Here is a 26,499-nt window from a genome sequence, read left to right as displayed (position 1 = left end):
ACGACAAATTACTTTAATCGTCATGCGTGAAATTTTGGTATGTGTGAAGTTTTTGTTTTCAATATGATCTTTTCTATCAGTTTAATACATAACAAGCCATAGAGAAGAGAGCGCAATAATAGCCTTAAAAAATGTGACTGTATTAAAAATAATACTGTTCATGGAGGACAAAAAAACGGACTTTTAACCCTACTTTTTATCCGATAATATCCGCGCCGAATTTGAGGTTTCACACTTTCTAACTAGAGGTTTTGATGAAAAAGGCAATTGCTAAAATTGGTGCATTGACTGCGGTAGCTGTTTCACTTTCAGGTTGCGTAGGTAGTAATGCCGTGACAGGTTATGTCATGGGGTTTAACTTGAAAGCTGTTGACAACCGTTACGCTCGAGGTGGCCTAAATATGCTTTTAGCGCCTGTTTATGGTGTCGCGATCGCAGCGGATTATATCGTGTTTAACTCTCTAGAATTTTGGACGGGTAAGAACCCGTTAAATGGTAAGCCACATATCTTCGATACAAAGGTAGATACTTACATTGATGTCAATCACCAGTTAGATAAGTCGTTAACGACGGCACCAATCGCACCATTAGCGGATAACCGTGTCATTGAGCAGGGGCGAATGCAGCAAATCGATGAGAACACTGTTCAAATGGATATTACTTACAGTAACGGTGAAAAGGCGACACTCATGGGTGTACGCGATGGTGAGTTTGTTACTTACTACATTGATGGTGAAGTTGCTGCACAAACCTCAATGGATGAATTAGCCGCTTACGCGCAAGACCGTGTGTAGTTGGGTTCAACTAAACCAAAAAAAGGGTGCCGTATGGCACCCTTTGTCATTTTTCGTGATTGAATTATGCTTTCTCTGGAATCGCTTCTAAAAGCGCGACCATCTGATCCCAGTACAACTGAACAGTATCAATCTTCACTTTCTCATCTGGAGAGTGAGGGAATTTTATTGTTGGACCGAAAGAAACCATATCCATGTGTGGGTATGGTTCTTTAAATAGGCCACACTCAAGACCAGCATGGATGACCATGATGTTCGGCTTATGACCGTAAATGCCTTCATACATATCACGGAAAATTGCCATGATCTCGGAATCTGCATCTGGCTTCCAGCCAGGGTAAGCGCCTGAGAACTGAATTTGTGCGCCTGCTAGCTCAGTAATCGAGCGCAGCATGCTTTCCACTTGGCTACGGCCAGAGTCAATGAGAGAACGAATCAAGCAAAGCACGGTGACTTTATTTTCTTCTGTGCTGATCACACCAACGTTTAGAGAAGTTTCAACAACGCCTTCCACCTCATCACTCATACGGATTACGCCGTTTGGACAAGCGTTAAGTGCCGCAATGAATCGTTGCTGATCGGCGATTGAAAATACTTGCGCGACAGTCGTGATCGCTTCATTAAAGGTTACGATACCTGTTTCGATTTTACCCAATTCAGTTTTAAGCAGCTCAGTGTAGTGGTTGAACAGCTCAGCAAGTTTGTCTTGGTTTTCGACAGGAAGCGCGACAGTAACAAACGCTTCGCGTGGGATTGCATTACGTAAGCTACCACCACGGAATTCGACTAAACGTAAATCAAGCTCTTGAGCATGACCGGCAAGGAAACGACCAAGTAATTTGTTGGCATTACCGCGACCTGTGTGAATGTCACAACCTGAGTGACCGCCTTTTAGGCCTTTCAGCGTCAGTTGGCGTGTTACAAAACCTGCAGGCGTTGATTCTCGAGAAATATCGAAAGTCATGGTGCCATCAACGCCACCTGCACAACCCATGTAGACTTCGCCTTCTTGCTCAGAGTCTGTATTTAGAAGAATCTCACCCTCTAACCAACCAGCTTCAAGGCCAAATGCGCCAGTCATGCCTGCTTCTTCATCAATCGTCAGCAGAACTTCGAGTGGACCGTGCTTAATATCTTTAGATGCCAATACAGCAAGGCAAGAAGCCATACCAATACCGTTATCTGCACCAAGCGTCGTGCCTTTCGCAGTTACCCATTCGCCATTGATGTAAGGTTGGATTGGATCTTTGGTGAAGTCGTGTTCAGTGTCTTCGTTTTTCTGCGGCACCATGTCGATGTGTGCTTGAAGTACAACAGCCTTCTTATTTTCCATTCCTGGTGTCGCGGGCTTTTTGATGAACACGTTACCGGTTGGATCACGGCGAACGTCAAAGCCTTGCTCTGTTGCCCAGTTGATAATGTACTGTGCTAATGCTTCTTCATGTTTCGATGGATGAGGGATAGAACAAATCTTATCGAAAAACTGCCAAAGTGGAGCAGGTGATAAGGTACTGATCTCAGAATGGAACTCAGACACGGATGACTCCTTTTGATGTGCTTTGCCAAATATATACCGTAAAAATATTATCAAGGTAGCATTAAATGCTATACGACTTGGCCTTCAAATTGCCGTTAGCATACCACCAGATAAAGAGTACGAGTAGTCGCGATCACAAGGATTTCTCTCAGAACTGTCACAGTTTGTGAATACAATAACAAGCACTATGTGTTCTCTATCATATATTCTGAAAGTGGCTTTATTTTTTAATTCATAAAATTGTAATTTAATTACACGTAAACTTTGATAAAGGTCAATTTGTGCATTTTTTGTGATTCCAATCACTAAAATGCTTGTAATTAAATTTCTTGGTGGTATATTTGTAACCAGCTTCTGAGAGAAGAATGAAATGCTCAAAGGATGAGTCCGTTTTATCGCCTCCAAGGAACCGAGAAATCAACGAATGTTTAATTGATTTAAAAGGTGATAGTTATGAAAGGTTTACCAAGTACAATGTTCTGGAATAGCAAGTCTGTTTACACCGGTAACTTTGTATACCCAACAAGCTTTGGCTACTAAGTGAAGTCAACGCATGTGACTCGAACAGTTTGTTCACCCCTATAAATTGGAATTTTTTTTCAGTGATAGTGCTGACATGATTCACCGCCACCCAAATTGGGTGGCGTTTTTTTATCTCTATTTTCTCTTCCTGACTCACTTATTGCCATCAAAGCCTTCTTCTATTCCCCATTCTTCGGTTTTATCGACTTTTCCATCAAATCTGTTAGATACCATGTTTAAAATGGGCCTTTTTCATCTGAAAGTTTAGTACATTGCTCAGTTTTTATTCTCTTTTAGAGAACTGTGTTATCTGGGTTACCTATTGTTTTATAAGAATATATTTCTTTGCTTGCTATGATAGATTAGAGAATGTGTTTCATATCCAAAGAAAAAAAACGCATTAGAGTGAAGATTCTATCTAGAATTTGCTATTTGATAACTTTATAATTCCCGCCAATCGATTACGCAACCGTTTACTTTTTACCTTTACAGGATTCGATCATGCTCGAGAGGCTTTTTAAACTCAGTGAAAATGGCACAAATGTGCGCACTGAGATCATTGCAGGTGTTACGACCTTCCTAACTATGGCTTACATTATTTTTGTAAACCCAGCGATCCTGTCGGATACCGGTATGGACCGTGGCGCCATTTTTGTCGCGACTTGTCTTGCTGCCGCAATCGGCTGTTTTATCATGGGATTTGTTGCCAATTACCCAATCGCACAGGCACCAGGAATGGGCCTGAACGCATTTTTTACTTACTCTGTTGTATTGGGAATGGGTTATACGTGGCAAGTTGCGTTGGCGGCTGTATTTGTTTCTGGCCTTCTGTTCATTCTTTTAAGCGTATTTAAGATCCGTGAGTGGATTATTAACTCGATCCCGCATTCTCTACGAACAGGTATTTCAGCTGGTATTGGTCTTTTCTTAGCGTTTATCGCATTAAAAAATGCAGGTATCGTCGTTGATAACCCAGCGACATTAGTTTCTATGGGAGAGATCACATCATTGCCATCTGTATTGGCCGCGATTGGCTTCTTTCTTACGATTGCACTGGTTCACCGTGGTGTGAAAGGTGCGGTGATGATCGCCATTCTTGGCGTTACAGCGCTTGGTCTTCTATTTGGTGATGTGCAGTGGGGCGGTATTATGTCAACGCCACCAAGCATTGCGCCAACTTTCATGCAACTGGATTTCTCTGGTTTGTTTGAAGTAGGCATGATTTCCGTCGTATTTGCTTTCCTATTTGTCGATTTATTTGACACCGCAGGTACGCTCGTTGGCGTTTCTCAAAAAGCTGGTCTAACTGATGAGAATGGCAACATCCCTCGTTTAAACAAAGCGTTACTTGCAGACTCAACAGCAACGTCAGTAGGTGCATTACTTGGTACCTCCAACACGACATCTTATATTGAAAGCGTTTCTGGTGTAGCTGCGGGTGGGCGTACTGGTCTAACAGCCGTGGTTGTTGGTGTACTCTTCCTACTTGCTCTATTGTTCTCACCACTTGCGGGTATGATCCCTGCTTATGCAACGTCAGGTGCGCTATTCTATGTGGCGATCTTGATGCTGTCTGGGCTAGTAAGCATTGATTGGCGTGACCTAACTGAAGCGTCCCCAGTTGTTGTGACTTGTTTAGTTATGCCGCTAACATTCTCGATTGCAGAAGGTATCACGTTAGGCTTTATCGCATACGCGGCGATCAAGTTATTCAGCGGTAAGGGCCGTGAAGTGTCGATGAGTGTATGGGTGATGTCAGCCATCTTCATCGTTAAATACCTCGTCGGTTAATTTCTCGAGCAAAAAGCCAGTGTGGATTTATTCACGCTGGCTTTTTCTTTTTTACGTTGTTCACAGAAGACGGTTTTTCTGCGGAATAGGCAGAGAATTTTGATATCACCGTTGGTATTAGCGGTGTGTTTCGGTAGAATAATCGTTTGCGCAGCTTGAAATCCTCGTCTCCAAACATTTTGGAGAAGTTAGTGAGCATTCCGCTTTTGAGTGACTTCGCTAGATTTTGAGGATGCATATTTTCAAATTATTAGGTTATTACAATGAGTAAAAAATTCATTATCACTTGGGATGCAATGCAGACTTACTGCCGTGAACTGGCTGAGAAACAAATGCCAGCTGAGCAATGGAAAGGAATTTGGGCGGTAAGCCGCGGCGGTTTGGTTCCTGGCGCTATTTTAGCTCGTGAACTGGGTATTCGTTACGTTGATACAATCTGTATTTCAAGCTACGACCATGATCATCAGCGCGATATGACGGTACTAAAAGCACCTGAAGGTGATGGCGAAGGTTACCTAATCGTTGAAGACCTAGTAGACAGTGGTGATACAGCGCGCAAACTACGTGAGATGTATCCAAAAGCGAAAATGATCGCTGTGTGTGCGAAACCATCAGGCAAAGAGCTGCTGGATGATTACGTTGTAGATATTGCTCAAGACACTTGGATCGAGCAGCCTTGGGATATGTCAATCCAGTATGCTGAGCCAGTAAACCGCAAGCAAAAATAAGCGCGGTTAAAGAATATTGAGAAATGCCCCTTTATAGGGGCATTTTTTTTATTATGATATTAAATCATGCTAATAGCCTAGGGTTCTTCCTATGTCTGAAGACGTCAGTAAAAATCTTTCCGAAACTTTGTTCGTGAAACATAAGCAAGCAAAAGAAACCTCCGCGCTTACCCAGTACATGCCGACCAGTAAAAAAATACTTGATGAACGAGAAGCGCAGGGTGATCGTGCTTGGTATCGTCATTTGCGTCGCTTGCAATGGGCTTGGCAAGGATTGTCTCCGATCGAAATGGAAGGCGTACTGTCCAAAATTGCTTCATCATCTCACTCGCGAACCAATGATGATTGGTTAGACACTGTAATGGGTTATCACAGTGGTAACTGGACATTTGAGTGGATCAAGCTTGGTATGGATCATCAGAAGCGAGCAAATGAAATGCAAGGAGAAGAGGCAGCGGATGAACTCTTCACTGCTTCTTTGTGTTTTAGTATTGCAGGCTACCCACATTTAAAAAATGATAACTTGGCATCGCAGGCTCAAGTACTGGCAAACAAAGCGTATTCTGACGGCGCAGAAAAAACTAAGTACACCATCAAGCAAATTGAAGTGCCTTACCAAAATCGCAAAATCATCGCGAACCTCCATTTACCAAGAACGGATAAACAGTTGCCTGTGGTCATGGTGAGCGCTGGTTTGGATACTCTACAAACCGACATGTGGCGTTTGTTCCGTAATCGTCTTGCACCGCGAGATATTGCGATGTTAACCGTAGACATGCCTTCAGTAGGGCATAGCTCTCATTGGCCCTTGACCGAGAATTCAAGTTGCCTACATCAAGCGGTATTGAATGAGCTTTACTCGCTACCTTGGGTTGATCATCACAAAGTGGGGTTAGTTGGGTTTCGTTTTGGTGGTAATGCCATGATCAGACTCTCTTTTGTCGAGCAGGAAAAGATCAAAGCTTGTGTCGCTCTAGGCGCACCCGTACATGATATTTTTACTTCCCCTCAGAAGTTACAAAAAATGCCGAAGATGTATTTAGATCTTTTGGCTTCCCGTTTGGGGAAAAATGCGGTTGATATTAATAGCATGGCTGGTCAGATGATGGCGTGGTCATTGAAGGTTCAGGGCTTCCTGAGCAGTCGAAAAACCAAAGTGCCTATTTTGGCTTTGAGTCTTGAAGGCGATCCAGTGTCGCCACACAGTGATAATCAACTTGTTGCTCTATTTAGCCAGTATGGTAGAGCAAAAAAAATCAGTTCCAAAACAATTACAAAAGGATATGAGCAATCCCTCGATTTAGCCATAAAGTGGCTAGAAGATGAATTATTAGGGTGACAATTCTCCTAAATTAGTTAAGAGTGATATATCTGAGCAAAAAATAAGCTCATGATAATTAAAAATAATAATCATTCTTGGGTGTTTACTTTTAACTATGAAAACGGAGATTCATATGTCAGAGACGACTCAGGGCCCGACTCACTTTCGCTTGATGTCAAAGTTGAAGGCGATAGGGCCTTACCTGCGCGAACCACAATCGCAAGAAGGGCGCTATTATTTTGATTGTTTATCTGTATGTGTAGACGACAAAAAATCGCCTGAGAAGCGTGAATTTTGGGGCTGGTGGATGGATTTGGAATCCATCGAGGGAGGCTTTACTGCTAAATATCATATTGGCAAGTACAACAAAGAAGGGCAATGGGTATCTGAAGCCCTTCCCAAAAAAGTGGTAGAGGAAGTGTATCTCACGCAGAGCACATTCCATCAAAAGCTGGTTGATACTTTAGAAGAACACTTCAAATTAGAAGTCGAATATCACACGGAGTCTTTCGATTTCGCTTAATTTGGTTGTTTTCATTTAATACCAAACAAAAAGGTGCGAAAACGCACCTTTTCTCTTGTTAATTCCCTATTTGATTGTTAAAACATCCTCTCTTTATTTGTTTTTCACTTCAGAAGACATCATGACAACGAATCAACAAAATGCAGTTGTTTCACAACCACAAACTGTCGTTGTGAAACTGGGTACAAGTGTGCTGACAGGCGGCACTCTGGCACTCGACCGTGCACACATGGTTGAGTTAGCACGCCAGTGTGCTGAGCTTAAAAAACAAGGCCATTCAATCGTAATGGTTTCGTCTGGTGCGATTGCAGCAGGCCGTGAGCATCTTGGTTACCCCGCATTGCCCAACGAGATGGCGAGTAAGCAGTTACTTGCCGCGGTGGGGCAGAGTCGCTTGATTCAAACATGGGAGTCTTTGTTTGGTATTTATGGTATCAAGATCGGCCAAATGCTACTAACCCGTGCCGATTTAGAAGATCGTGAGCGATTCCTTAACGCGCGTGACACTATTAATGCGCTCGTTGCGAACGATATTGTTCCTATCGTAAACGAAAATGATGCCGTTGCGACTAGCGAGATTAAAGTTGGCGATAACGACAACCTTTCCGCTTTGGTAGGCATTTTATGTGGTGCAGATAAGCTCTTGCTTTTAACGGACCAAAAAGGTCTGTTTACTGCTGACCCTCGTAGAGATCCGAACGCAGAGCTTATCAAGGAAGTAAAAACCATCGACGATACGCTGCGTAAAATCGCAGGTGGAAGCGGTACAACATTGGGTACTGGTGGTATGGCAACGAAGTTGCAAGCCGCAGACATCGCTCGCCGCGCAGGTATAGAGGTTATTATTGCTGCTGGTAGTGCGCCGAATGTTATCTTTGACTCTTTAAGTGCTGAACCTCAGGGCACGCGCTTCCTACCTTGCGCTGAAGCCTTAGAGAACCGTAAACGCTGGATTCTAGCGGGACCTGCGGCATCGGGCGACATCATTATTGATGATGGTGCAGTCAATGCTGTGGTCGGCAAGGGCAGTAGCCTACTTGCTAAAGGGGTCATCAAAGTTAGTGGTGACTTCGCACGAGGCGAAGTGGCGCGTGTAACAAACGCTCACGGTAAGTTGGTGGCTCGTGGCATCAGCGCCTACTCAAGTGATGACCTAACTAAAATTACGGGTAAGCACAGTAAAGATATCATCTCTATTTTGGGTCATGATTATGGCTCTGAGGTGATTCACCGCGATGATTTGGTCGTCATTCAGGAATAGAATTAGAGGGAAGCAAAGTGGATTTAACGAATATGGGTAAAGCTGCTAAAGATGCAGCTTTCGAATTAGCGACAGCGTCAACTGCGCAAAAAAACCAAGCATTAGCCATCATTGCTGATGAGCTAGAAGCAAACTCTGCTGCTATTTTGGCGGCAAACGCTAAAGACATCGAACTTGGCCGTGAAGCGGGTTTAACCGATGCGCTGCTCGATCGCCTTTTGCTTAATGAAGAACGATTGACTGCAATTGCGAATGATGTTCGCAACGTCATTAGCTTGAACGATCCTGTAGGCAGCGAAATAGACAGTAAGGTACTGGAAAATGGGATGTCACTGTCTCGTCGTCGCGTGCCGCTTGGTGTCGTGGGCGTAATTTATGAAGCGCGTCCAAACGTAACCATTGATATCGCAGCGTTGTGCTTGAAAACCGGCAACGCAAGCATTTTACGTGGTGGCAAAGAGACCTTTTTCTCGAATATGGAATTAGTGAAGGTTATTCAGTCTGCGCTCGCAAAGGCGAACCTTCCAGCCGCTTCTGTGCAGTACATTGAAAAACCAGATCGTGAGCTTGTTTCTCAATTGCTTAAGTTGGACGATTACGTCGACATGATCATTCCACGCGGTGGTGCTGGCCTACACAAAATGTGTAAAGAAAACAGCACGATTCCGGTGATTATTGGTGGCTTTGGTATCAGCCATATCTTTGTCGACGAATCCGCTGATCTAGAGAAATCCCTGAATGTGGTTGAGAACTCTAAAGTTCAACGTCCATCTGCGTGTAACTCATTAGATACGCTGCTCGTGCATGAAAAAATTGCAGCGCAATTCCTACCAATGATCGTAGAGCGCATGAACGATAAAGTGACCTTCGTGACAGAGCCTAAGGCAAAAGCACTGATGCCTCAAGCAACACAAATTCGCGATGCTGTTGAAGGTGACTTTGATACGGAATGGTTGAGCTACACTCTTGGTGTAAAAGTTGTGTCTGATGTGAAAGATGCCATTGATCATATGCGTGTCCATAACGCGAGCCACTCAGATGCGATCATGACCAATAGCTTGGAAAACTCAGAGCTGTTCATCAATTCTGTCGGTTCGGCGGCGGTTTATGTGAATGCTTCAACGCGCTTTACAGACGGTGCGCAATTTGGCCTTGGCGCAGAAGTCGCAGTATCTACGCAAAAGCTACATGCACGCGGTCCGATGGGCTTAGAAGAGCTAACTAGCTACAAGTGGGTTGGTAAAGCGAACTACTTAGCACGCAGTTAACACATTCGACGAGATCTTGAGTGAAAAAGGGGCCTTTGCGCCCCTTTTTGTTTTGTCTAACATACCAATTCCGCTACACTACATGAGCTTTTATTTCGGTTTGAAAGCGTTATACCCAAATAGCTTTAATAGAGTCCGTATAACCATGAACGCGTGGTTATCCGTGATTGCTCATGAGGTTATTTTGGTATAGATATGGAGGTGATATGCATTGTCCTTTTTGTTCCGAGAACGATACCAAAGTTATTGATTCCCGCTTAGTGGCTGATGGCCATCAAGTTCGACGTCGCCGTCAGTGCTTGGCGTGTAGCGAGCGTTTCACTACGTTTGAAAGCGCAGAGTTAGTGATGCCTAAAGTGATCAAATCGAATGGCAACCGTGAACCATTTGATGAAGATAAAATGGTTGGCGGTATTCAACGCGCTTTAGAGAAACGCCCAGTGAGTGCCGATTCTATAGAGTTAGCGATCAGTATGATCAAATCACAACTGCGTGCGACGGGTGAGCGAGAGGTTCCGAGTGAAATGATTGGTAATTTAGTCATGGACCAGCTCAAAGAGCTCGATAAGGTGGCTTACATTCGTTTCGCTTCCGTTTACCGCAGCTTTGAAGATATTCGCGAGTTTGGCGAAGAGATTGCCCGCCTAGAAGACTGAGTAGCTCATGACTCAACACACTCTTGAAAGAGCGTTTTCTGATTTAGATTTCGCCATGATGTCACGAGCTATTAAGTTAGCGAAACGTGGCATTTATACCACCGCCCCTAATCCAAATGTAGGGTGTGTCATCGTTCGTGATGAAGAAATTGTCGGTGAAGGCTATCACCATCGTGCTGGTGAGCCGCATGCCGAAGTGCACGCGATGCGCATGGCGGGTGAAAAAGCAGTTGGTGCAACCGCTTATGTGACGCTAGAACCTTGCTCTCATTACGGCCGTACACCGCCATGTGCCGAAGGGCTGATTAAAGCCAAAGTGGCACGTGTGGTTTGCGCCATGGTAGACCCAAACCCGAAAGTTGCAGGTCGCGGCATCCAGATGTTACGTGATGCAGGAATTGAAGTACAAATCGGCTTGTTAGAGCAAGATGCCCTTGCCCTTAACCCTGGTTTTATAAAGTACATGCGTACAGGCATGCCGTTTGTTCAATTAAAAATGGCAGCCAGTTTGGATGGGCAAAGCGCACTCAGTAATGGTCAGAGCCAATGGATCACCTCCCCTGCGGCCCGCCAAGATGTGCAGCGTTATCGAGCGATGAGTGGTGGTATTCTCTCTACCAGCAAAACGGTGATTGATGATAATGCGTCACTCAATGTGCGTTGGGATGACTTACCTACCAGTGTTCAAGCGCAGTATTTACGAGAAGAACTTCGTCAACCAGTACGTGTAATCTTAGACCGTCAGAACCATTTAACGGGTGCGCTCAAGCTGTTCCACACCGATGGAGAGCGAGTTATTATTCGCTCTGATGGAGACTGTATCCCTCTATTGGACAGCGCTGACCAAATTGACTTATCAACGACATTAAAACGTATCTCGGATGAGCACCACATCAATCACTTATGGGTTGAAGCTGGAGCTACGCTAGCGAGTGCGATGATAAAGGCTAATCTTGTAGATGAGCTCATTGTTTACCTTGCGCCAAAACTCATGGGCAGCGATGGTCGGGGGCTTATCGGTGCTTTAGGGTTAAGCGCTATGGCTGACGTCATAGATTTAAACATTACAGACGTTCGTATGGTTGGGGTAGACATTCGCATCACCGCCACCATAAAACGTAATGAAATTAGATAAGAAATAGTATGTTTACAGGAATAGTAGAAGCAGTTGGCAAGTTAGCTGCGATTACGCCGAAGGGCGAAGACATCACCGTCACGGTTGAAACGGGTACGCTTGATATGTCAGACGTTAAGTTAGGCGATAGCATTGCGACCAATGGTGTTTGCTTAACGGTAGTTGACTTCGGAAGCCACTATTACAGTGCTGATCTGTCATTAGAAACCTTGAAGAAAACTGGGTTTGCTGATTACCAAGTAGGCGATAAGGTGAATCTAGAAAAAGCCATGTTGCCAACAACGCGATTGGGTGGACATATCGTTTCTGGCCATGTCGATGGGGTTGGTGAAATTGTCGAACGCAATTCAGTTGGCCGTGCGATAGAGTTTTGGGTTGCAATGCCTGCGGAAATTAGCAAGTACGTTGCAGAGAAAGGCTCGATTACTGTTGATGGTATTAGCCTAACCGTCAACGACTTACGTAAAAATGCTTTTAAGCTGACGATCGTTCCTCATACGAGTGAAGAAACTACGATTGACCAGTTTCAAGTGGGGCGCAAAGTCAACTTAGAAGTTGATGTACTTGCGCGTTATATGGAGCGTTTACTGCAAGGACAACAAGAAGATAAGGCCGAGTCTCGTATCACGATGGACTTTTTACAGCAAAACGGTTTTGCATAAGTCTTGGGAGTGGCTGCGTGAGGCATGCGATAAAGAGCAGACTCACAGAACACCGCGAGATTCATTGACTTGCTTAATGCAAAGCTCAAACTATTGACCTAACTAGCATTCACTGCAACGTAATTTTTCATTGCTGTCGCAATAACAAATTTAGAATAACGGGATAACAGACTATGCCAATCAGTACGCCACAAGAAATTATTGATGATATTCGCGCAGGCAAAATGGTCATCCTAATGGATGATGAAGACCGCGAGAATGAAGGTGACTTGATCATGGCTGCCGAGCATATTACGCCGGAAGCCATCAACTTTATGGCAACCTATGGCCGTGGCCTGATTTGTTTAACCATGACCAAAGATCGTTGCGAAAGTCTAGGTCTGCCACCAATGGTGCAAGACAATAATGCGCAATACACCACCAACTTTACTGTTTCGATTGAGGCAGCAGAAGGGGTAACGACGGGTATTTCAGCCGCAGATCGCGCACGTACCGTTCAAGCAGCAGTCGCGCCAAACGCTAAAGCTGCGGATTTGGTGCAGCCTGGTCACATCTTCCCTCTCGCAGCTCAAGACGGCGGTGTACTGACTCGCGCAGGTCACACTGAAGCTGGCTGTGATTTGGCTCGTCTTGCTGGTTTAGAGCCAGCATCGGTGATTGTTGAGATCTTAAATGACGACGGCACGATGGCTCGTCGCCCAGATCTAGAGATCTTTGCAGAGAAGCACGGTATTAAATTGGGCACTATTGCCGACCTAATTGAGTACCGCAATAACACTGAGACAACGATTGAACGTGTGGCTGAGTGCAAGTTACCGACAGAGTTTGGCGAGTTCACGTTAGTCACGTACAAAGACACCATTGATAACCAAGTGCACTACGCAATGTGCAAGGGCGATTTGAAAGAAAAAGCGCCACTGGTTCGCGTACATCTTCAAGACGTTTTTACCGACTTACTACGTAGCGATCGTAATGCAGAGCGCAGTTGGACACTAGATAAGGCAATGAAACGCATTGGTGAAGAGGGCGGTGTGTTGGTTGTTCTTGGCCATGAAGAATCGACTGATCTACTTATTCATCGCGTGAAGATGTTCGAAGCGCAAGACAAAGGTGAAGCCCCAACGCTTGCTAAAAAACAAGGCACGTCTCGCCGTGTTGGCGTTGGTTCACAGATTCTTGCGGATCTCGGTGTACATGATATGCGCCTTCTGTCATCGACCAACAAAAAGTACCACGCGTTAGGTGGTTTTGGTCTGAATGTTGTTGAGTACGTCTGCGAGTAACAACCGAACAATAAGTTCCTAGTCTTTGACGTGCTTAACTCGTCAATGGCTAGGAACCGGTGATTTGCCTCCAATTTCCATTAGATATTGCTCACAAATTTGTGCTAGAATCCGGCGATTCTCACTTGATGAACATATTTCACTTATAAATAGAGTTAAAGGAAAGCTTATGAAAGTGATCGAGGGTGGCTTCCCAGCGCCAAATGCAAAAATTGCTATCGTTATTTCTCGTTTCAACAGTTTTATTAACGAAAGCCTACTTTCTGGTGCGATCGATACACTAAAGCGTCACGGACAAGTAAGCGAAGACAACATCACGGTTGTGCGTTGTCCAGGTGCCGTAGAACTACCTCTAGTAGCTCAGCGTGTTGCTAAAACTGGCAAATTCGACGCTATTGTTTCTCTAGGGTCTGTTATTCGCGGTGGAACGCCTCACTTTGACTATGTTTGTAGTGAAATGAACAAAGGTCTAGCACAAGTGTCTATGGAATTCAGCATTCCAGTAGCATTTGGTGTTTTGACTGTTGATACGATCGATCAAGCGATTGAACGCGCAGGAACCAAGGCTGGTAATAAAGGTGCAGAGGCTGCACTAAGCGCACTTGAAATGATTAATGTACTATCTGAAATTGATTCCTAATGGGGGCCAGTGTGAAACCAGCCGCACGTCGTAACGCACGTCAATTCGCTCTACAGGCGATCTACTCATGGCAAATTACTAAAGAGAATGTTGCCAAGATTGAAGAACAGTTTTTGTCTGGCGACAAATACGATGAAGAAGAACTTCATGCATCTGAGCCAGCGCTTGCTGCTCCAGAGACAGACGTAGCTTACTTCCGTGAACTATTAAGCGGTGTTGTACTTAGCCACGCTGAGCTAGATAGCAAAATTCGTCCATACATCTCTCGTCCTATGCAGGATTTAGATATGATGGAACTTGCTCTTCTTCGCCTTGCTATGTACGAGATGACTCGTCGCGAAGATGTTCCTTACAAAGTTGTTATCAATGAAGCGATTGAACTTGCAAAAGTTTTCGCAGCAGAAGATAGCCACAAGTTTGTGAATGGTGTACTTGATAAAGCAGCACCTCACATTCGTAAGAAATAACGATTTCTTCAATGAAAAGGTCAGCACATGCTGACCTTTTTTGTATCAAAAGCTTTTACATCAAAAAGTAAGTGAATTATGTCTGGTGAATTTAATCTGATAGACAAATACTTCGTCGGTCGTCAGAGCCAACGTAAAGATGTCCATCTAGCCGCTGGTGATGATTGCGCTTTGGTCAAAGCGCCAGCTAATGTTCAGATTGCGATTAGCACGGATACATTGGTAGCTGGAACGCATTTCTTAGCCGACGCGAACCCAGCATGGGTCGCACACAAAGCATTGGCTTCTAACATCAGTGATTTGGCGGCGATGGGCGCAACGCCTGCGTGGGTGAGCTTTGCATTAACGATGCCTGAGCCAGATGAAGAATGGCTTGCACCTTTCTGTGATGCATTTTTCGAACTGGCTGATTACTATGGTATTCAGTTAATAGGCGGTGATACCACCAAAGGCCCATTGTGTCTGACACTGACGGTGCAAGGTTTTGTACCTGAAGACAAAGCGCTCACGCGATCCGGCGCCAAGCCTGGGGATTGGGTATACGTAACGGGAAACCTTGGCGATGCAAAAGCTGGCTTGGATGTGATTCTAGATGACTCTCTGCGCAGTAGAGCCGGCGCGGAAGCACTAGAGCGAGCTCATTACCTTAGTTCTCCTCGTGTGCTCGCTGGTCAGGCTCTGGTTGGCCTAGCCTCTTCGGCGATAGATATTTCAGATGGTTTAATCTCTGATATTAAGCACATTTTACAGCGATCTCAGGTTGGGGTGAGTATTGATGTCTCTCAGCTACCGATCTCTTCAGAATTAGTCCAGTTTTTAGATGATAAGATCAGCGCGCAGAAGTATGCTTTAGCAAGTGGCGAAGAATACGAGTTGTGTTTTACCGTGCCGGAGCAAAATCGAGGCTCGTTACAAAGCGCTTTGTCTCATACTGGCTGTAAGGTCACATGTATTGGTCAAATCCGACCAAATGGAACCTTCGAGCTGCATGATAACAATCAACCACTTGATTGGGACTTAAGTGGCTTCGACCACTTTAAATGATCTGAGCTAAGCTCTAGCCAAGAGCCTGTTACTATTGAGTAACTCGCAGGCATGACGATTGAAACCAAACTAGCAGTATAGGTTTAAGGATATGACCAACCCTCTTTCTCTGATTTCATTAAAGAACCCGTGGCATCTATTGGCGACGGGTTTTGGCAGTGGATTATCCCCGTTTATCCCTGGAACAATGGGCACACTGGCGGCCGTGCCTTTATTTTTGTTGTTGGCACAATTACCATTTACGGCGTATGTCATTGTTGTTCTGATTTCGTGTGTGATCGGCATTCAAATATGCCAAGTGACCTCTGCAGACATGAAAGTACATGATCATGGTTCAATCGTATGGGATGAGTTTGCGGGCTTTTGGATTACGATGAGCATTGTACCTGCACTGAATATTCCACTCACTGAATGGAAGTGGTTGATCACTGGCTTCATCTTGTTTCGTTTTTTCGATATGGTAAAACCTTGGCCAATTGGGTGGCTAGATAAGCGAGTTCACGGTGGGCTGGGTATTATGGTTGATGATATCGTGGCGGGAGTTATGGCCGGTGTTGCCCTGTTTCTAGTCGCAAAATATGCGGGCTGGATGAATTAAACGTTGACCGTAAAAAAAGGGATGCTATGAGCATCCCTTTTTACATTCTATTTTGCTAAATAATCCAAGATGGATTTTTCAATTCCTTTTGCATCGAGACCAAGCTCTTCATGCAGTTCATCTTGTGTTCCCTGATGAATAAACTCATCTGGTAAACCTAGGTTCAACACAGGTTTAATGATTTTATCTTTCATCATGAACTCAACGACACCAGCACCAGCACCACCCGCGATAACATTTTCTTCTAACGTCACGAGCACGTCATGATCTGCGGCTAGTTGACGAATCAATGCCTCATCGAGCGGCTTCACAAAGCGCATATCAGCAACAGTGGCGTTAAGGTATTCTGCCGCTTCTAGCGCGTTACCCAAGAAAGTACCAAAGCTCAGAATAGCAACTTTTTCACCTTGGCGAACCATGCGTCCTTTACCGATTTCTAAAGCCGTAAACTCAGTTTCGATTTCTACGCCCATTCCGCTACCACGAGGGTATCGAACCGCACTCGGGCCAGAATGCTTATGGCCAGTGTAAAGCATTTGTCGGCACTCGTTTTCGTCGCTTGGCGCCATGATCACCATGTTCGGAATACAGCGCATAAAGCTCAAATCGAACGCACCTTGGTGAGTTTGACCATCTGCGCCAACGAGACCTGCGCGGTCGATCGCAAACATCACTGGTAAGTCCATGATCGCGATGTCGTGGATCAATTGGTCATAACCACGTTGCAAGAAAGTCGAATAGATAGCAACGATTGGATGATCGCCCGCAATTGCCATGCCTGTTGCCAGTGTCACTGCGTGCTGCTCAGCAATCGCCACATCAAAGTATTGGTCTGGGTACTCTTTTGAGAAACGCACCATACCTGATCCTTCGCGCATTGCTGGCGTAATTGCCATTAGCTTAGGATCTTGGGCCGCCATGTCACATAAAAAGTCACCGAAGATCTTTGAGTAAGTTGGCTTACCGCCACTGCTCTTCGGCAGACAATTATGCGTTGGATCGAATTTAGGAACACCATGGTAGCCGATAGGATCTTTCTCGGCAGGCTCATAACCTTTGCCTTTCTTGGTCATGATGTGTAGGAACTGAGGACCTTTGAGCTCACGCATATTTTTCAGCGTTTTGACGAGTTCATTGACGTCGTGTCCATCAATCGGGCCAATGTAATTAAAGCCGAACTCTTCGAACAGAGTACCAGGCACTACCATGCCTTTTAGGTGCTCTTCCGTACGGCGAACCAACTCTTTAATAGGTGGGACACCAGACAGCACTTTCTTGCCGCCTTCACGGATAGAAGTGTACAAGCTGCCAGAAAGTACTTTCGCAAGGTGGTTATTCAGGGCGCCGACGTTTTCTGAAATCGACATTTCGTTGTCGTTCAAAATCACCAACATATCAGGATGAACGTCGCCAGCGTGGTTCATGGCTTCGAATGCCATGCCTGCTGTAATTGCGCCATCACCAATCACACTGACGATTTTGCGGCCTTTACCTTCTTTTTGTGCGCTGATGGCCATGCCAAGACCTGCACTAATCGATGTCGAAGAGTGGCCGACAGATAAGGTGTCATATTCACTTTCTTCACGCCAAGGGAAAGGGTGTAGACCATCCTTTTGGCGAATTGTTGGCATTTTATCGCGACGTCCGGTGAGGATTTTATGCGGGTAAGCCTGATGACCAACATCCCAGATCAATTTGTCGATAGGGGTGTTGTAAACATAATGCAGAGCGACAGTTAGCTCCACGGTGCCTAAGCCAGACGCTAAGTGTCCGCTAGATTGGCTCACTGAATTTAGCAGATACGTTCGCAGTTCATCACACAGATTTGGTAATGTTTCTTTCGGAAGAAGACGTAATTCTTCCGGTGTATTTGCTAACGCCAGTGTTGGGTACTTTGAAATATCAAGAGTCATATAAATGCGCGCTTATAGTGTTAATTTTTGCGCTCGATGACATATCGGGCGAACTCTTCGAGTAACTGAGTATTGTATGGGATAGCTTCCAATGCTTGAAGTGCTTCCTGTAACAGAGTGTGAGCTTTCTCTATGGCTCCCTCTAAACCCAGCAGGGAAGGATAAGTGCTCTTATTCAGACCTTGGTCGGAACCTTGAGGCTTACCCAGTGTTTCTGTGTCACTGATGATATCAAGAATATCGTCTTGAACCTGAAACGCCAAACCAATTGCTTTTGAGTAGCGCTCCAAGTGAGGTAGAACCTCGATACCTTTCTCACCAGCAGCTAATGCACCTAATTTTACCGCACAATCAATCAGAGCTCCGGTTTTTTTACGGTGTATCTCTTCCATTTCTTCAAGAGAAACTAGGCGATTTTCCGCGCCTAAATCTAAGGCTTGCCCTACACACATGCCGCTGGCACCAGAGGAATGCGCTAAGGCTTTGATCATGTTGATGCGTTGAGCTTCAGCCGCCGGGCTTAATTGACCATCAGCAATAATAGTGAAGGCAAGAGTTTGTAGTGCGTCACCTGTCAGTATTGCGGTTGCTTCATCAAACTTAATATGACAAGTTGGTTGACCTCGACGCAGTTCATCATCGTCCATGGCTGGCAGATCATCATGAATGAGTGAGTAGGCATGTATACATTCGATAGCAGCGGCGGGGGTGTCTAAGTCTTCAGGTTTACAGCCGAGCATTTGACCTGTGATGTAAACAAGAAAAGGGCGAACGCGTTTTCCACCTAGCAAAAGGCCGTATTTCATTGCTTGAATCAATGGCTGCTCTTGATATGGAAGCTGATCGAGCCACAAATTCAATTGCTGATTGTTTCTTTGTTGAAAAGACGTCAATGTCTGTTGCATCACATTGCTCACTACTGATTGTTATTCTGAATCTGGTTTGAAGTCACTCAGTGGTGCTTCATCATCTTCACTAAGAAGAATGCTCACGCGCTGTTCGGCGTCGCTTAATTTAGTTTGGCCTGCACGAGCTAAGGCAATGCCTCGTTCAAACTTACGCAGGGCATCATCTAGAGCAAGATCGCCATTTTCTAATTGATCAACCAAGCTATCAAGCTCTTCAATGGTTGCTTCAAAGGTCATGTTTTCTGGTTTCTTGACCGCCATCTTTTTTCTGCCTTAATCAAGCCTCGGGTAAGATGCACGAAAGTTACCTTAGCCTAGTAACTTGGTCAAATTTAACCTTATATAATTGTCACAAAATTAGCGTTCAACGAGTCTAAGCGGTGAAACCCCATATTTTGGTTGAGGTTGTTAGGTGTAATTTGTGATCCATTAGCTAAGATTTTTCTAAAAATTCTGCGCGAGTTGTCGATACAGGTAATAATCCGCCCAATGGCAGTATTTGAGTATAGCGTGAGGAGTGCTTTGTGGATTTAGCAACCCTATTAGGTTTGATTGGTGGTTTTGCATTCGTCATTATGGCGATGGTGCTTGGTGGCAGCATCGGCATGTTTGTCGATGTCACGTCGATCCTTATTGTCGTTGGTGGCTCAATATTCGTCGTGTTGATGAAGTTCACAATGGGACAGTTTTTTGGTGCGACAAAGATTGCTGGCAAAGCCTTCATGTTTAAAGCGGATGAACCCGAAGACCTGATCGCAAAAATTGTGGAAATGGCCGACGCGGCGCGTAAAGGTGGTTTTCTTGCTCTTGAAGAGATGGAAATAAACAACACATTCATGCAGAAAGGCATTGATCTACTGGTTGATGGCCATGATGCCGACGTTGTGAGAGCGGCACTCAAAAAAGACATCGCGCTTACAGATGAACGACATACGCAAGGTACTGGTGTATTTCGCGCCTTTGGCGACGTTGCTCCTGCGATGGGAATGATTGGTACCTTGGTTGGTCTTGTTGCGATGCTTTCAAACATGGATGACCCTAAAGCGATTGGACCAGCAATGGCCGTTGCACTCTTGACCACATTGTATGGCGCGATCCTGTCCAATATGGTGTTTTTCCCTATTGCGGATAAGCTTTCTCTTCGCCGTGACCAAGAAACGCTAAATCGCCGTTTGATCATGGATGGCGTATTAGCGATTCAAGATGGCCAAAACCCGCGAGTGATCGATAGTTACTTGAAGAACTACCTCAATGAAGGTAAACGTGCCCTTGAGATTGACGAGTAACTTGGAGAGTCGTGATGGATGATGAAGATAACAAATGCGATTGTCCGCCACCTGGCCTCCCGTTATGGATGGGGACATTTGCAGATTTGATGTCGCTACTAATGTGTTTCTTTGTTCTTCTGCTCTCGTTTTCTGAGATGGATGTACTGAAGTTCAAACAAATTGCAGGATCAATGAAATTTGCCTTCGGTGTGCAAAATCAGCTTGAAGTGAAAGACATTCCCAAAGGTACTAGCATTATTGCCCAAGAGTTTCGACCGGGTCGGCCGGAACCAACTCCGATTGATGTCATCATGCAGCAAACCATGGACATCACTCAGCAGACGCTCGAATTTCATGAAGGGGAGTCTGATCGAGCTGGTGGCACAAAACGTGATGAAGGCAAGTTAACGGGTGGGCAATCGCCAGAAACGTCAACTCAAAACAATGAATCTGCCGAAGCGGACATGCAGCAGCAGCAATCTAAAGAGATGTCGCAAGAGATGGAAACCTTGATGGAAAGCATCAAGAAAGCCTTAGAGCGAGAGATTGAACAAGGCGCCATTGAAGTTGAAAACCTCGGTCAGCAGATTGTTATACGTATGCGTGAAAAAGGTGCATTCCCAGAAGGTTCGGCCTTCTTGCAGCCTAAGTTTCGTCCTTTAGTTCGTCAGATTGCAGAGCTAGTAAAAGACGTGCCAGGCATTGTTCGAGTATCTGGCCATACAGACAATCGACCGCTAGACTCGGAACTTTATCGTTCTAACTGGGATCTCTCTTCTCAGCGTGCAGTATCAGTCGCGCAAGAGATGGAGAAAGTGAGAGGCTTCTCTCATCAACGTTTAAGAGTACGAGGCATGGCGGATACGGAACCCTTGTTACCGAATGATTCTGATGAAAATCGCGCGCTTAACCGACGGGTTGAAATCAGCATTATGCAAGGCGAGCCTCTCTACAGTGAAGAAGTGCCGGTAATTCAATAACTAGGCTTTAGTTTTAAGTCAGTAAAGAGATAAGAAAGCGAGCAGATTGCTCGCTTTTTTTGTTTTTCCAATCCGCTTGGGTGTATAATCTTGCGCCTTAAAAGTGAGCTCAGACTACTTTTTGTGACTGAAACGCGGTTTTACTGCGTATGAAGTATTGAAGTTGAGTGTCACTCTTTGTTGATTGCGAAACTAACCTGCGAATTAGACTATGAAATTTATTGTAAAGCCCCATCCAGAAATTTTTGTAAAAAGTGAATCTGTGCGTAAGCGCTTCACAAAGATTTTAGAGTGCAACATTCGTAACATCATTAAGAGCCGCACGGAGTCTGTCGCGGTATTTAACCGTCGTGATCACATTGAAGTGACCTCTGAGAGTAACGAATTCCACGCTGAAGTTCTTGAGGTTTTGACTCATACACCAGGCATTCACCACGTACTGGAAGTGAAGCAAACTGAATTTAAAGACTTGCACGATATCTTCGAGCAAGTGCTAGAACTCAACCGTGCTGCACTCGAAAATAAAACCTTTGTTGTACGTGCGAAGCGTCGTGGCAAGCATGACTTTACCTCCATTGAACTAGAGCGTTATGTAGGCGGTGGTTTAAATCAAGCGATTGAAAGCGCTAGTGTTAAGCTACGAAACCCAGACGTGACGATCAAGGTGGAAGTCTCGAACGACAAGCTAAACCAAGTATTGTCTCGTCATAAAGGCCTAGGTGGTTTCCCACTGGGTACGCAAGAAGACGTGTTAAGCCTGATCTCGGGTGGTTTCGACTCTGGTGTTTCAAGCTATCTTCATATCAAGCGTGGTTCAAAAGTACATTACTGCTTCTTTAACTTAGGTGGTCCAGCACACGAAATCGGCGTTAAGCAGGTTTCTCACTACCTATGGAACAAATACGGTTCTTCAGCAAAAGTACGTTTTATCTCAGTTGATTTCGAGCCTGTGGTTGCGGAAATCCTAGAGAAAGTCGATGACGGCCAAATGGGCGTGATCTTGAAGCGTATGTTTATGCGTGCAGCAGGCATGATCGCTCAGAAGATGAAGATCGAAGCATTGGTAACAGGTGAAGCGCTAGGTCAAGTATCGAGCCAAACGCTAACCAATCTACGCCACATCGATAACGTAACTGACACGCTGATTCTGCGTCCACTTATCAACTGGGATAAAGAAGACATCATCAATCTAGCACGTGAAATCGGCACAGAAGATTTCGCGAAGACAATGCCAGAATACTGTGGTGTTATCTCTAAGAAGCCAACCGTGAAAGCGGTGAAAGGCAAGCTAGAAGCTGAAGAAGAGAAATTCGACTTTAGTATCCTTGAGCAAGTGGTTCAAGAAGCTCGCATGATGGACATTCGTGATATTGCGAAAGAGTCTGAGCAAGCCGCACCAGAAGTAGAGCAAGTTCAAGCGGTAGAAGAGCACGCGGTTGTGCTAGATATTCGTAGTCCTGAAGAGGAAGACGATAACCCACTTGAAATCGAAGGTGTGGATGTGAAACATATCCCTTTCTACAAGCTGGGTACACAGTTTGGTGACTTAGACCAGTCTAAGACATACCTACTTTACTGTGACCGCGGTGTGATGAGCCGTCTGCAAGCGCTTTACTTGCAAGAGCAAGGCTTCAGCAACGTAAAAGTTTACCGTCCATAGCTGACTGTTAAAATACGTTAAAAGGCGCAAATTGAGACATCAATTTGCGCCTTTTTTGTTTTTGATCGCGTTACAGACAACCATTACTTAGCATAATGTTGAGGCTCATCGCAAAGCCATACACTTTGTGTTGATATAACGATAATTAATCCGAAAGAAGAGTAATAAAGTGATATTGCTGCCAGATATGCGGATGAGATTTTTGATAGATAAAAAAACACCGCCTAATTTAGGCGGTGTAACAAATTTGACAGACAGGTCAAAAATAAATACAGGAAGTATATGTTTTGTCACAGGGAGTGTGGACAAAACATTATGGTAGAAATCTACCTAACTCGAAATACGAGTTTGCAAACACAACATCGCAACAACGAAGCCAATTGATTTCCAAAGAAATCAAGCCGTTCAGGCCCGTGTTGCGGGGTGAAATATAGAATTTATCTGGCTGTTCGACAACGGACATTTTATAATGTTTCAGATTAAAAAAACTAATCCTATTAGAGGTCCCATATGTCTCGCAGATTGCCTCCATTAAATTCGCTTCGAGTCTTCGAAGCGGCTGCTCGTCATCTCAGTTTTACACGAGCAGCAGAAGAATTATTTGTTACTCAAGCCGCGGTCAGTCACCAGATTAAAGCGCTTGAAGAGTTCTTATCATTGAAGCTCTTCCGTCGACGTAATCGTTCTTTGTTGTTAACAGAAGAAGGCCAAAGTTACTTTCTCGATATCAAAGATATTTTCACCTCGATTGCGGAAGCGACAGATAAGGTGTTGGAACGTAGCGAAAAAGGGGCATTGACGATTAGCCTACCGCCGAGTTTTGCTATCCAATGGCTTGTACCTCGTTTGGCCGATTTTAATGCTCAAGAGCCCGATATCGATGTACGTATTAAAGCCGTAGATATGGATGAAGGCTCACTGACTGATGATGTTGATGTGGCGATCTACTATGGCCGTGGGAACTGGCCAGGTTTGCGAGCAGATAAATTGTACCAAGAGTTTTTGATCCCACTTTGTTCACCTTCATTACTTTTGGGTAACAAACCATTAGAATCTTTAAGTGACCTCAAATTACATACTTTGTTACACGATACTTCGCGTAAAGACTGGAAGCAGTTTGCTCGTCATTACAACATTGAAGGCATCAACGTAAACCACGGTCCTATTTTTAGTCACTCAACGATGGTGCTACAGGCTGCTGCGCACGGTCAGGGGGTCGCGCTCGGTAACAACGTACTCGCCAAACCTGAAATGGAAGCCGGACGACTCATTGCACCATTCGACGAGGTGTTGATATCTAAGAATGCATTCTATGTGGTGTGTCATGAACAGCAGGCAGATATGGGCCGAATCGCAACGTTTAGAGACTGGATGTTAGCAACCGCGAGAAAAGAACAAGAGGAAGTATTGGATGAATCACTGGATAGCTGAGGGACCTGAAAACGGACCGCTGTTTATTTTTGCTCACGGCGCAGGTGCGGGGATGGAGCATGACTTCATGACAGCTGTCGCCAAAGGATTAGTGGAGCAAGGTATTCGTGTAGTGCGTTTTAATTTCCCTTACATGGTGAAACGTTCGGAAGATGGCAAAAAGCGTCCGCCCGATCGCGCGCCAAAGTTGCTCGAAGCATACAGCGAAGTGATCGCTCACTTTACTTCTTCTCCCGTGGTTATTGGTGGTAAGTCAATGGGCGGTCGTATGTCGAGCTTGTTGGCTGAAAATGAGCTGGTGGCGGGCATTGCCTGTTTAGGGTTTCCATTTCACCCGCCAGGAAAGCCAGAGAAATACAAAGGCGAGCACTTAGCAACCATTGAGAAACCTACGCTGATTCTTCAAGGGGAACGAGACACCTTTGGTAAGCGTGAGGAATTCGATGATTTCGTCCTTTCGTCACAAGTAACGGTGAGCTTTTTACCTGATGGTGACCACAGCTTCAAACCGCGCAAGATCTCAGGTCATACTGAAGTAGGTAACATTACACTCGCGATAGAGCAGTTAGCGGCGTTTATAAAAGAGGTGTACAGTGAAAAGTAAGTGGTTACTCTCATTCTCTGGATTGTCTGGGCTGCTTTCGGTCGCTCTTGGAGCATTTGCTGCTCATGGGCTAAAAGCGACACTGGCCCCTTATTTGCTCGGTGTATTTGAGACCGGAGTTCTGTATCAATTTATTCACACGTTGGCGATTGTGTTTTGTGCCATTCTGCTTCTGCTCAATTTGGGACAAAAAGCACAAAAATATTTTTTCATTGCGGCGATTTGCTTTATTATCGGCATCTTTTGTTTTAGCGGCAGTCTTTACGCGCTGGCGCTGACGGGCATTAAGTGGTTTGGGCCAATTACTCCTGTGGGAGGATTACTGTTCATGATTGGTTGGTGTCTGTTCTTTTTTGCTGCGTTCAATATCAAAGAGGTCTCCAAGTGAAACAACTAATGCTCTATTGCCGTTCTGGCTTTGAGAAAGAGTGTGCTGGTGAAATTCAGGACAAAGCGACACAGTTGGAAGTGTATGGCTTCCCTCGTGTGAAGAGAAACTCAGGTTATGTTGTCTTCGAGTGTTACCAAGATGGAGATGCCGACAAACTTGCGAGAGGTTTAGACTTTAAGTCTTTAATTTTTGCTCGACAAATGTTTGCGGTAGCAGCTGAGTTTCAATCGTTGCCAAGTGATGACCGAATTAGTCCAATTTTGAATGAACTAGCAGACATCGAAGCATTCCCTCGTTGTGGTGATTTGAGAATTGAAACGCCAGATACAAATGAAGCGAAAGAGCTACTGAAATTCTGCCGTAAGTTTACCGTCCCAATGCGTCAAGCGTTGCGCGGCAAAGGCTTAATGCTGAACAAAGATAACGCGAAAAAACCAGTACTGCACATTTGCTTTGTTGAGCCTGGCCACTGTTACGTTGGTTACTCTTACACTGACAACAACTCACAGTTCTTCATGGGTATCCCTCGCCTTAAATTCCCAGCAGACGCCCCAAGTCGTTCAACACTTAAACTGGAAGAAGCATTTCATGTCTTTATTCCACGTGAAGAGTGGGATGAGCGTTTGGCACCAGGTATGTGGGGTGTGGATTTAGGTGCATGTCCAGGCGGTTGGACGTACCAATTAGTGAAGCGCTCAATGTTCGTTCACTGCGTTGATAACGGCATGATGGCAGACAGTTTGATGGAAACTGGCCAGATCAAACACCATATGGTGGATGGTTTTAAGTTCGAACCAGACCGCAAGAACGTAACATGGATTGTTTGTGACATGGTGGAAAAGCCAGCTCGTGTTGCTCACCTGATGGGACAGTGGCTGTTAAAAGGTTGGGCAAAAGAGGCTATCTTTAACCTTAAGCTGCCAATGAAAGGGCGTTATGACGAAGTGCTGCAAGACCTTGAAAATCTGAAGCAGTTCCTCATTGATAATAAGGTAAAGTTCAAGCTACAAGCTAAACATTTGTATCATGATCGTGAAGAGATCACGATTCATATCCAATGTCTGTCGAATATTTCACCTTACTAACTTTATTCCCCGAGTCTTTTGGGAATAGT

At 44.9% G+C, this 26,499-nt stretch carries 26 protein-coding genes; 22 read left to right on the top strand and 4 right to left on the bottom strand.

Features of this window, described 5'->3' with window-relative positions; all coding sequences use genetic code 11:
- Positions 1-254 precede the first annotated feature (254 nt).
- Entirely contained in the window at positions 255-794 is a 540-nt protein-coding gene (locus R7H07_RS16295) for a DUF3332 domain-containing protein (RefSeq protein ID WP_206959681.1), read from the top strand.
- Positions 795-858: 64 nt separating this feature from the next.
- Here the strand turns inward: R7H07_RS16295 and R7H07_RS16290 are convergent, their stop codons facing one another.
- Entirely contained in the window at positions 859-2,331 is a 1,473-nt protein-coding gene (locus R7H07_RS16290; RefSeq protein ID WP_065274230.1) for an aminoacyl-histidine dipeptidase, read from the bottom strand.
- A 1,023-nt stretch (positions 2,332-3,354) separates the two neighbouring features.
- Between R7H07_RS16290 and R7H07_RS16285 the strand changes: the two genes are divergently transcribed.
- The 14 genes from R7H07_RS16285 (at position 3,355) to pgpA (ending at position 16,230) form a co-directional block, all read left to right on the top strand.
- Positions 3,355-4,644, top strand: a complete 1,290-nt coding sequence (locus R7H07_RS16285; protein ID WP_005381592.1) for an NCS2 family permease — start codon at positions 3,355-3,357, stop codon at positions 4,642-4,644.
- 263 nt (positions 4,645-4,907) lie between these two features.
- Positions 4,908-5,372: an oxytetracycline resistance phosphoribosyltransferase domain-containing protein Tet(34) gene (gene tet(34) / locus R7H07_RS16280; protein WP_005381590.1), complete on the top strand. Its 465-nt coding sequence runs from the start codon at positions 4,908-4,910 to the stop codon at positions 5,370-5,372.
- A 91-nt stretch (positions 5,373-5,463) separates the two neighbouring features.
- On the top strand, positions 5,464-6,711 hold the full coding sequence (gene frsA / locus R7H07_RS16275; RefSeq protein WP_005381586.1) for an esterase FrsA: 1,248 nt from the start codon (positions 5,464-5,466) through the stop codon (positions 6,709-6,711).
- Positions 6,712-6,826: 115 nt separating this feature from the next.
- A complete protein-coding gene (crl, locus tag R7H07_RS16270; RefSeq protein ID WP_005381584.1) occupies positions 6,827-7,216 on the top strand; it encodes a sigma factor-binding protein Crl in 390 nt (129 codons plus the stop codon).
- Positions 7,217-7,337: 121 nt separating this feature from the next.
- Entirely contained in the window at positions 7,338-8,477 is a 1,140-nt protein-coding gene (gene proB / locus R7H07_RS16265; protein ID WP_017820604.1) for a glutamate 5-kinase, read from the top strand.
- A gap of 17 nt (positions 8,478-8,494) precedes the next feature.
- Entirely contained in the window at positions 8,495-9,745 is a 1,251-nt protein-coding gene (locus R7H07_RS16260; RefSeq protein ID WP_017635685.1) for a glutamate-5-semialdehyde dehydrogenase, read from the top strand.
- Between the two features lie 206 nt (positions 9,746-9,951).
- The gene (gene nrdR, locus R7H07_RS16255; protein WP_005381578.1) at positions 9,952-10,401 is read left to right on the top strand and encodes a transcriptional regulator NrdR; all 450 of its coding nucleotides are present in this window, start codon (positions 9,952-9,954) and stop codon (positions 10,399-10,401) included.
- Positions 10,402-10,408: 7 nt separating this feature from the next.
- Entirely contained in the window at positions 10,409-11,536 is a 1,128-nt protein-coding gene (ribD, locus tag R7H07_RS16250) for a bifunctional diaminohydroxyphosphoribosylaminopyrimidine deaminase/5-amino-6-(5-phosphoribosylamino)uracil reductase RibD (protein ID WP_033905840.1), read from the top strand.
- Between the two features lie 8 nt (positions 11,537-11,544).
- Positions 11,545-12,198 (top strand): riboflavin synthase, encoded by a 654-nt coding sequence (locus R7H07_RS16245; protein ID WP_005383626.1) that lies wholly within the window; start codon positions 11,545-11,547, stop codon positions 12,196-12,198.
- Between the two features lie 173 nt (positions 12,199-12,371).
- Positions 12,372-13,481, top strand: coding sequence for a bifunctional 3,4-dihydroxy-2-butanone-4-phosphate synthase/GTP cyclohydrolase II (ribBA, locus tag R7H07_RS16240; protein WP_005381573.1), 1,110 nt, complete (start codon positions 12,372-12,374; stop codon positions 13,479-13,481).
- 169 nt (positions 13,482-13,650) lie between these two features.
- Entirely contained in the window at positions 13,651-14,121 is a 471-nt protein-coding gene (gene ribE / locus R7H07_RS16235) for a 6,7-dimethyl-8-ribityllumazine synthase (protein WP_005381572.1), read from the top strand.
- Positions 14,121-14,588 carry a transcription antitermination factor NusB gene (gene nusB / locus R7H07_RS16230; RefSeq protein WP_005381571.1) on the top strand — a complete coding sequence of 156 codons (468 nt, stop codon included), beginning with the start codon at positions 14,121-14,123 and terminating at the stop codon, positions 14,586-14,588. The genes ribE and nusB overlap by 1 nt, the downstream gene beginning before the upstream one ends.
- Before the next feature lie 78 nt (positions 14,589-14,666).
- Entirely contained in the window at positions 14,667-15,632 is a 966-nt protein-coding gene (gene thiL, locus R7H07_RS16225; protein ID WP_053350268.1) for a thiamine-phosphate kinase, read from the top strand.
- A 91-nt stretch (positions 15,633-15,723) separates the two neighbouring features.
- Positions 15,724-16,230: a phosphatidylglycerophosphatase A gene (gene pgpA, locus R7H07_RS16220; protein WP_053350269.1), complete on the top strand. Its 507-nt coding sequence runs from the start codon at positions 15,724-15,726 to the stop codon at positions 16,228-16,230.
- Positions 16,231-16,277: 47 nt separating this feature from the next.
- Here pgpA and dxs read toward each other — a convergent pair whose 3' ends face one another.
- From dxs to xseB, 3 genes are read right to left on the bottom strand one after another with little or no spacing between them, the layout of a single operon-like run.
- A complete protein-coding gene (dxs, locus tag R7H07_RS16215) occupies positions 16,278-18,143 on the bottom strand; it encodes a 1-deoxy-D-xylulose-5-phosphate synthase (RefSeq protein WP_005381568.1) in 1,866 nt (621 codons plus the stop codon).
- 20 nt (positions 18,144-18,163) lie between these two features.
- Positions 18,164-19,048 carry a (2E,6E)-farnesyl diphosphate synthase gene (gene ispA / locus R7H07_RS16210; RefSeq protein ID WP_065274231.1) on the bottom strand — a complete coding sequence of 295 codons (885 nt, stop codon included), beginning with the start codon at positions 19,046-19,048 and terminating at the stop codon, positions 18,164-18,166.
- Positions 19,049-19,069: 21 nt separating this feature from the next.
- Positions 19,070-19,312, bottom strand: a complete 243-nt coding sequence (gene xseB / locus R7H07_RS16205) for an exodeoxyribonuclease VII small subunit (RefSeq protein WP_005381566.1) — start codon at positions 19,310-19,312, stop codon at positions 19,070-19,072.
- 263 nt (positions 19,313-19,575) lie between these two features.
- Here xseB and pomA point away from each other — a divergent pair, with 263 nt between their 5' ends.
- The 7 genes from pomA to rlmM all read left to right on the top strand — a co-directional run bounded on the left by pomA (position 19,576) and on the right by rlmM (position 26,470).
- Positions 19,576-20,337 (top strand): flagellar motor protein PomA, encoded by a 762-nt coding sequence (gene pomA / locus R7H07_RS16200; protein WP_005381564.1) that lies wholly within the window; start codon positions 19,576-19,578, stop codon positions 20,335-20,337.
- Between the two features lie 14 nt (positions 20,338-20,351).
- Positions 20,352-21,299, top strand: coding sequence for a flagellar motor protein MotB (locus R7H07_RS16195; RefSeq protein ID WP_042521210.1), 948 nt, complete (start codon positions 20,352-20,354; stop codon positions 21,297-21,299).
- 211 nt (positions 21,300-21,510) lie between these two features.
- A complete protein-coding gene (thiI, locus tag R7H07_RS16190; protein WP_005383617.1) occupies positions 21,511-22,959 on the top strand; it encodes a tRNA uracil 4-sulfurtransferase ThiI in 1,449 nt (482 codons plus the stop codon).
- Between the two features lie 510 nt (positions 22,960-23,469).
- Positions 23,470-24,390: a transcriptional regulator GcvA gene (locus tag R7H07_RS16185; protein ID WP_005383616.1), complete on the top strand. Its 921-nt coding sequence runs from the start codon at positions 23,470-23,472 to the stop codon at positions 24,388-24,390.
- Positions 24,371-24,994: an alpha/beta fold hydrolase gene (locus tag R7H07_RS16180; RefSeq protein WP_017820609.1), complete on the top strand. Its 624-nt coding sequence runs from the start codon at positions 24,371-24,373 to the stop codon at positions 24,992-24,994. The genes R7H07_RS16185 and R7H07_RS16180 overlap by 20 nt, the downstream gene beginning before the upstream one ends.
- The gene (locus R7H07_RS16175) at positions 24,984-25,382 is read left to right on the top strand and encodes a DUF423 domain-containing protein (protein WP_047010151.1); all 399 of its coding nucleotides are present in this window, start codon (positions 24,984-24,986) and stop codon (positions 25,380-25,382) included. The genes R7H07_RS16180 and R7H07_RS16175 overlap by 11 nt, the downstream gene beginning before the upstream one ends.
- A complete protein-coding gene (gene rlmM, locus R7H07_RS16170; RefSeq protein ID WP_017820611.1) occupies positions 25,379-26,470 on the top strand; it encodes a 23S rRNA (cytidine(2498)-2'-O)-methyltransferase RlmM in 1,092 nt (363 codons plus the stop codon). Before R7H07_RS16175 ends, rlmM begins: the two co-directional genes overlap by 4 nt.
- The last annotated feature ends 29 nt before the right edge of the window (positions 26,471-26,499 follow it).

This window comes from Vibrio sp. Vb1127, from assembly GCF_033338735.1.
Taxonomy (GTDB): Bacteria; Pseudomonadota; Gammaproteobacteria; order Enterobacterales; family Vibrionaceae; genus Vibrio; species Vibrio alginolyticus.
The sequence above is the reverse complement of the archived record's forward strand: the minus strand, read 5'-3'. Positions and strand labels throughout refer to the sequence as shown.

What these genes read in the sequence shown, in the direction of transcription:
- R7H07_RS16180 (WP_017820609.1), top strand. Translation starts at nt 24,371, where the DNA reads ATGAATCACTGGATAGCTGAGGGACCTGAAAACGGACCGCTGTTTATT.
- thiL (WP_053350268.1), top strand. Translation starts at nt 14,667, where the DNA reads ATGTCTGGTGAATTTAATCTGATAGACAAATACTTCGTCGGTCGTCAG.
- nrdR (WP_005381578.1), top strand. Translation starts at nt 9,952, where the DNA reads ATGCATTGTCCTTTTTGTTCCGAGAACGATACCAAAGTTATTGATTCC.
- R7H07_RS16295 (WP_206959681.1), top strand. Translation starts at nt 255, where the DNA reads ATGAAAAAGGCAATTGCTAAAATTGGTGCATTGACTGCGGTAGCTGTT.
- thiI (WP_005383617.1), top strand. Translation starts at nt 21,511, where the DNA reads ATGAAATTTATTGTAAAGCCCCATCCAGAAATTTTTGTAAAAAGTGAA.
- ribBA (WP_005381573.1), top strand. Translation starts at nt 12,372, where the DNA reads ATGCCAATCAGTACGCCACAAGAAATTATTGATGATATTCGCGCAGGC.
- R7H07_RS16185 (WP_005383616.1), top strand. Translation starts at nt 23,470, where the DNA reads ATGTCTCGCAGATTGCCTCCATTAAATTCGCTTCGAGTCTTCGAAGCG.
- xseB (WP_005381566.1), bottom strand. Translation starts at nt 19,312, where the DNA reads ATGGCGGTCAAGAAACCAGAAAACATGACCTTTGAAGCAACCATTGAA.
- pgpA (WP_053350269.1), top strand. Translation starts at nt 15,724, where the DNA reads ATGACCAACCCTCTTTCTCTGATTTCATTAAAGAACCCGTGGCATCTA.
- R7H07_RS16285 (WP_005381592.1), top strand. Translation starts at nt 3,355, where the DNA reads ATGCTCGAGAGGCTTTTTAAACTCAGTGAAAATGGCACAAATGTGCGC.
- crl (WP_005381584.1), top strand. Translation starts at nt 6,827, where the DNA reads ATGTCAGAGACGACTCAGGGCCCGACTCACTTTCGCTTGATGTCAAAG.
- ribE (WP_005381572.1), top strand. Translation starts at nt 13,651, where the DNA reads ATGAAAGTGATCGAGGGTGGCTTCCCAGCGCCAAATGCAAAAATTGCT.
- ribD (WP_033905840.1), top strand. Translation starts at nt 10,409, where the DNA reads ATGACTCAACACACTCTTGAAAGAGCGTTTTCTGATTTAGATTTCGCC.
- R7H07_RS16195 (WP_042521210.1), top strand. Translation starts at nt 20,352, where the DNA reads ATGGATGATGAAGATAACAAATGCGATTGTCCGCCACCTGGCCTCCCG.
- frsA (WP_005381586.1), top strand. Translation starts at nt 5,464, where the DNA reads ATGTCTGAAGACGTCAGTAAAAATCTTTCCGAAACTTTGTTCGTGAAA.
- nusB (WP_005381571.1), top strand. Translation starts at nt 14,121, where the DNA reads ATGGGGGCCAGTGTGAAACCAGCCGCACGTCGTAACGCACGTCAATTC.
- dxs (WP_005381568.1), bottom strand. Translation starts at nt 18,143, where the DNA reads ATGACTCTTGATATTTCAAAGTACCCAACACTGGCGTTAGCAAATACA.
- proB (WP_017820604.1), top strand. Translation starts at nt 7,338, where the DNA reads ATGACAACGAATCAACAAAATGCAGTTGTTTCACAACCACAAACTGTC.
- R7H07_RS16245 (WP_005383626.1), top strand. Translation starts at nt 11,545, where the DNA reads ATGTTTACAGGAATAGTAGAAGCAGTTGGCAAGTTAGCTGCGATTACG.
- ispA (WP_065274231.1), bottom strand. Translation starts at nt 19,048, where the DNA reads ATGCAACAGACATTGACGTCTTTTCAACAAAGAAACAATCAGCAATTG.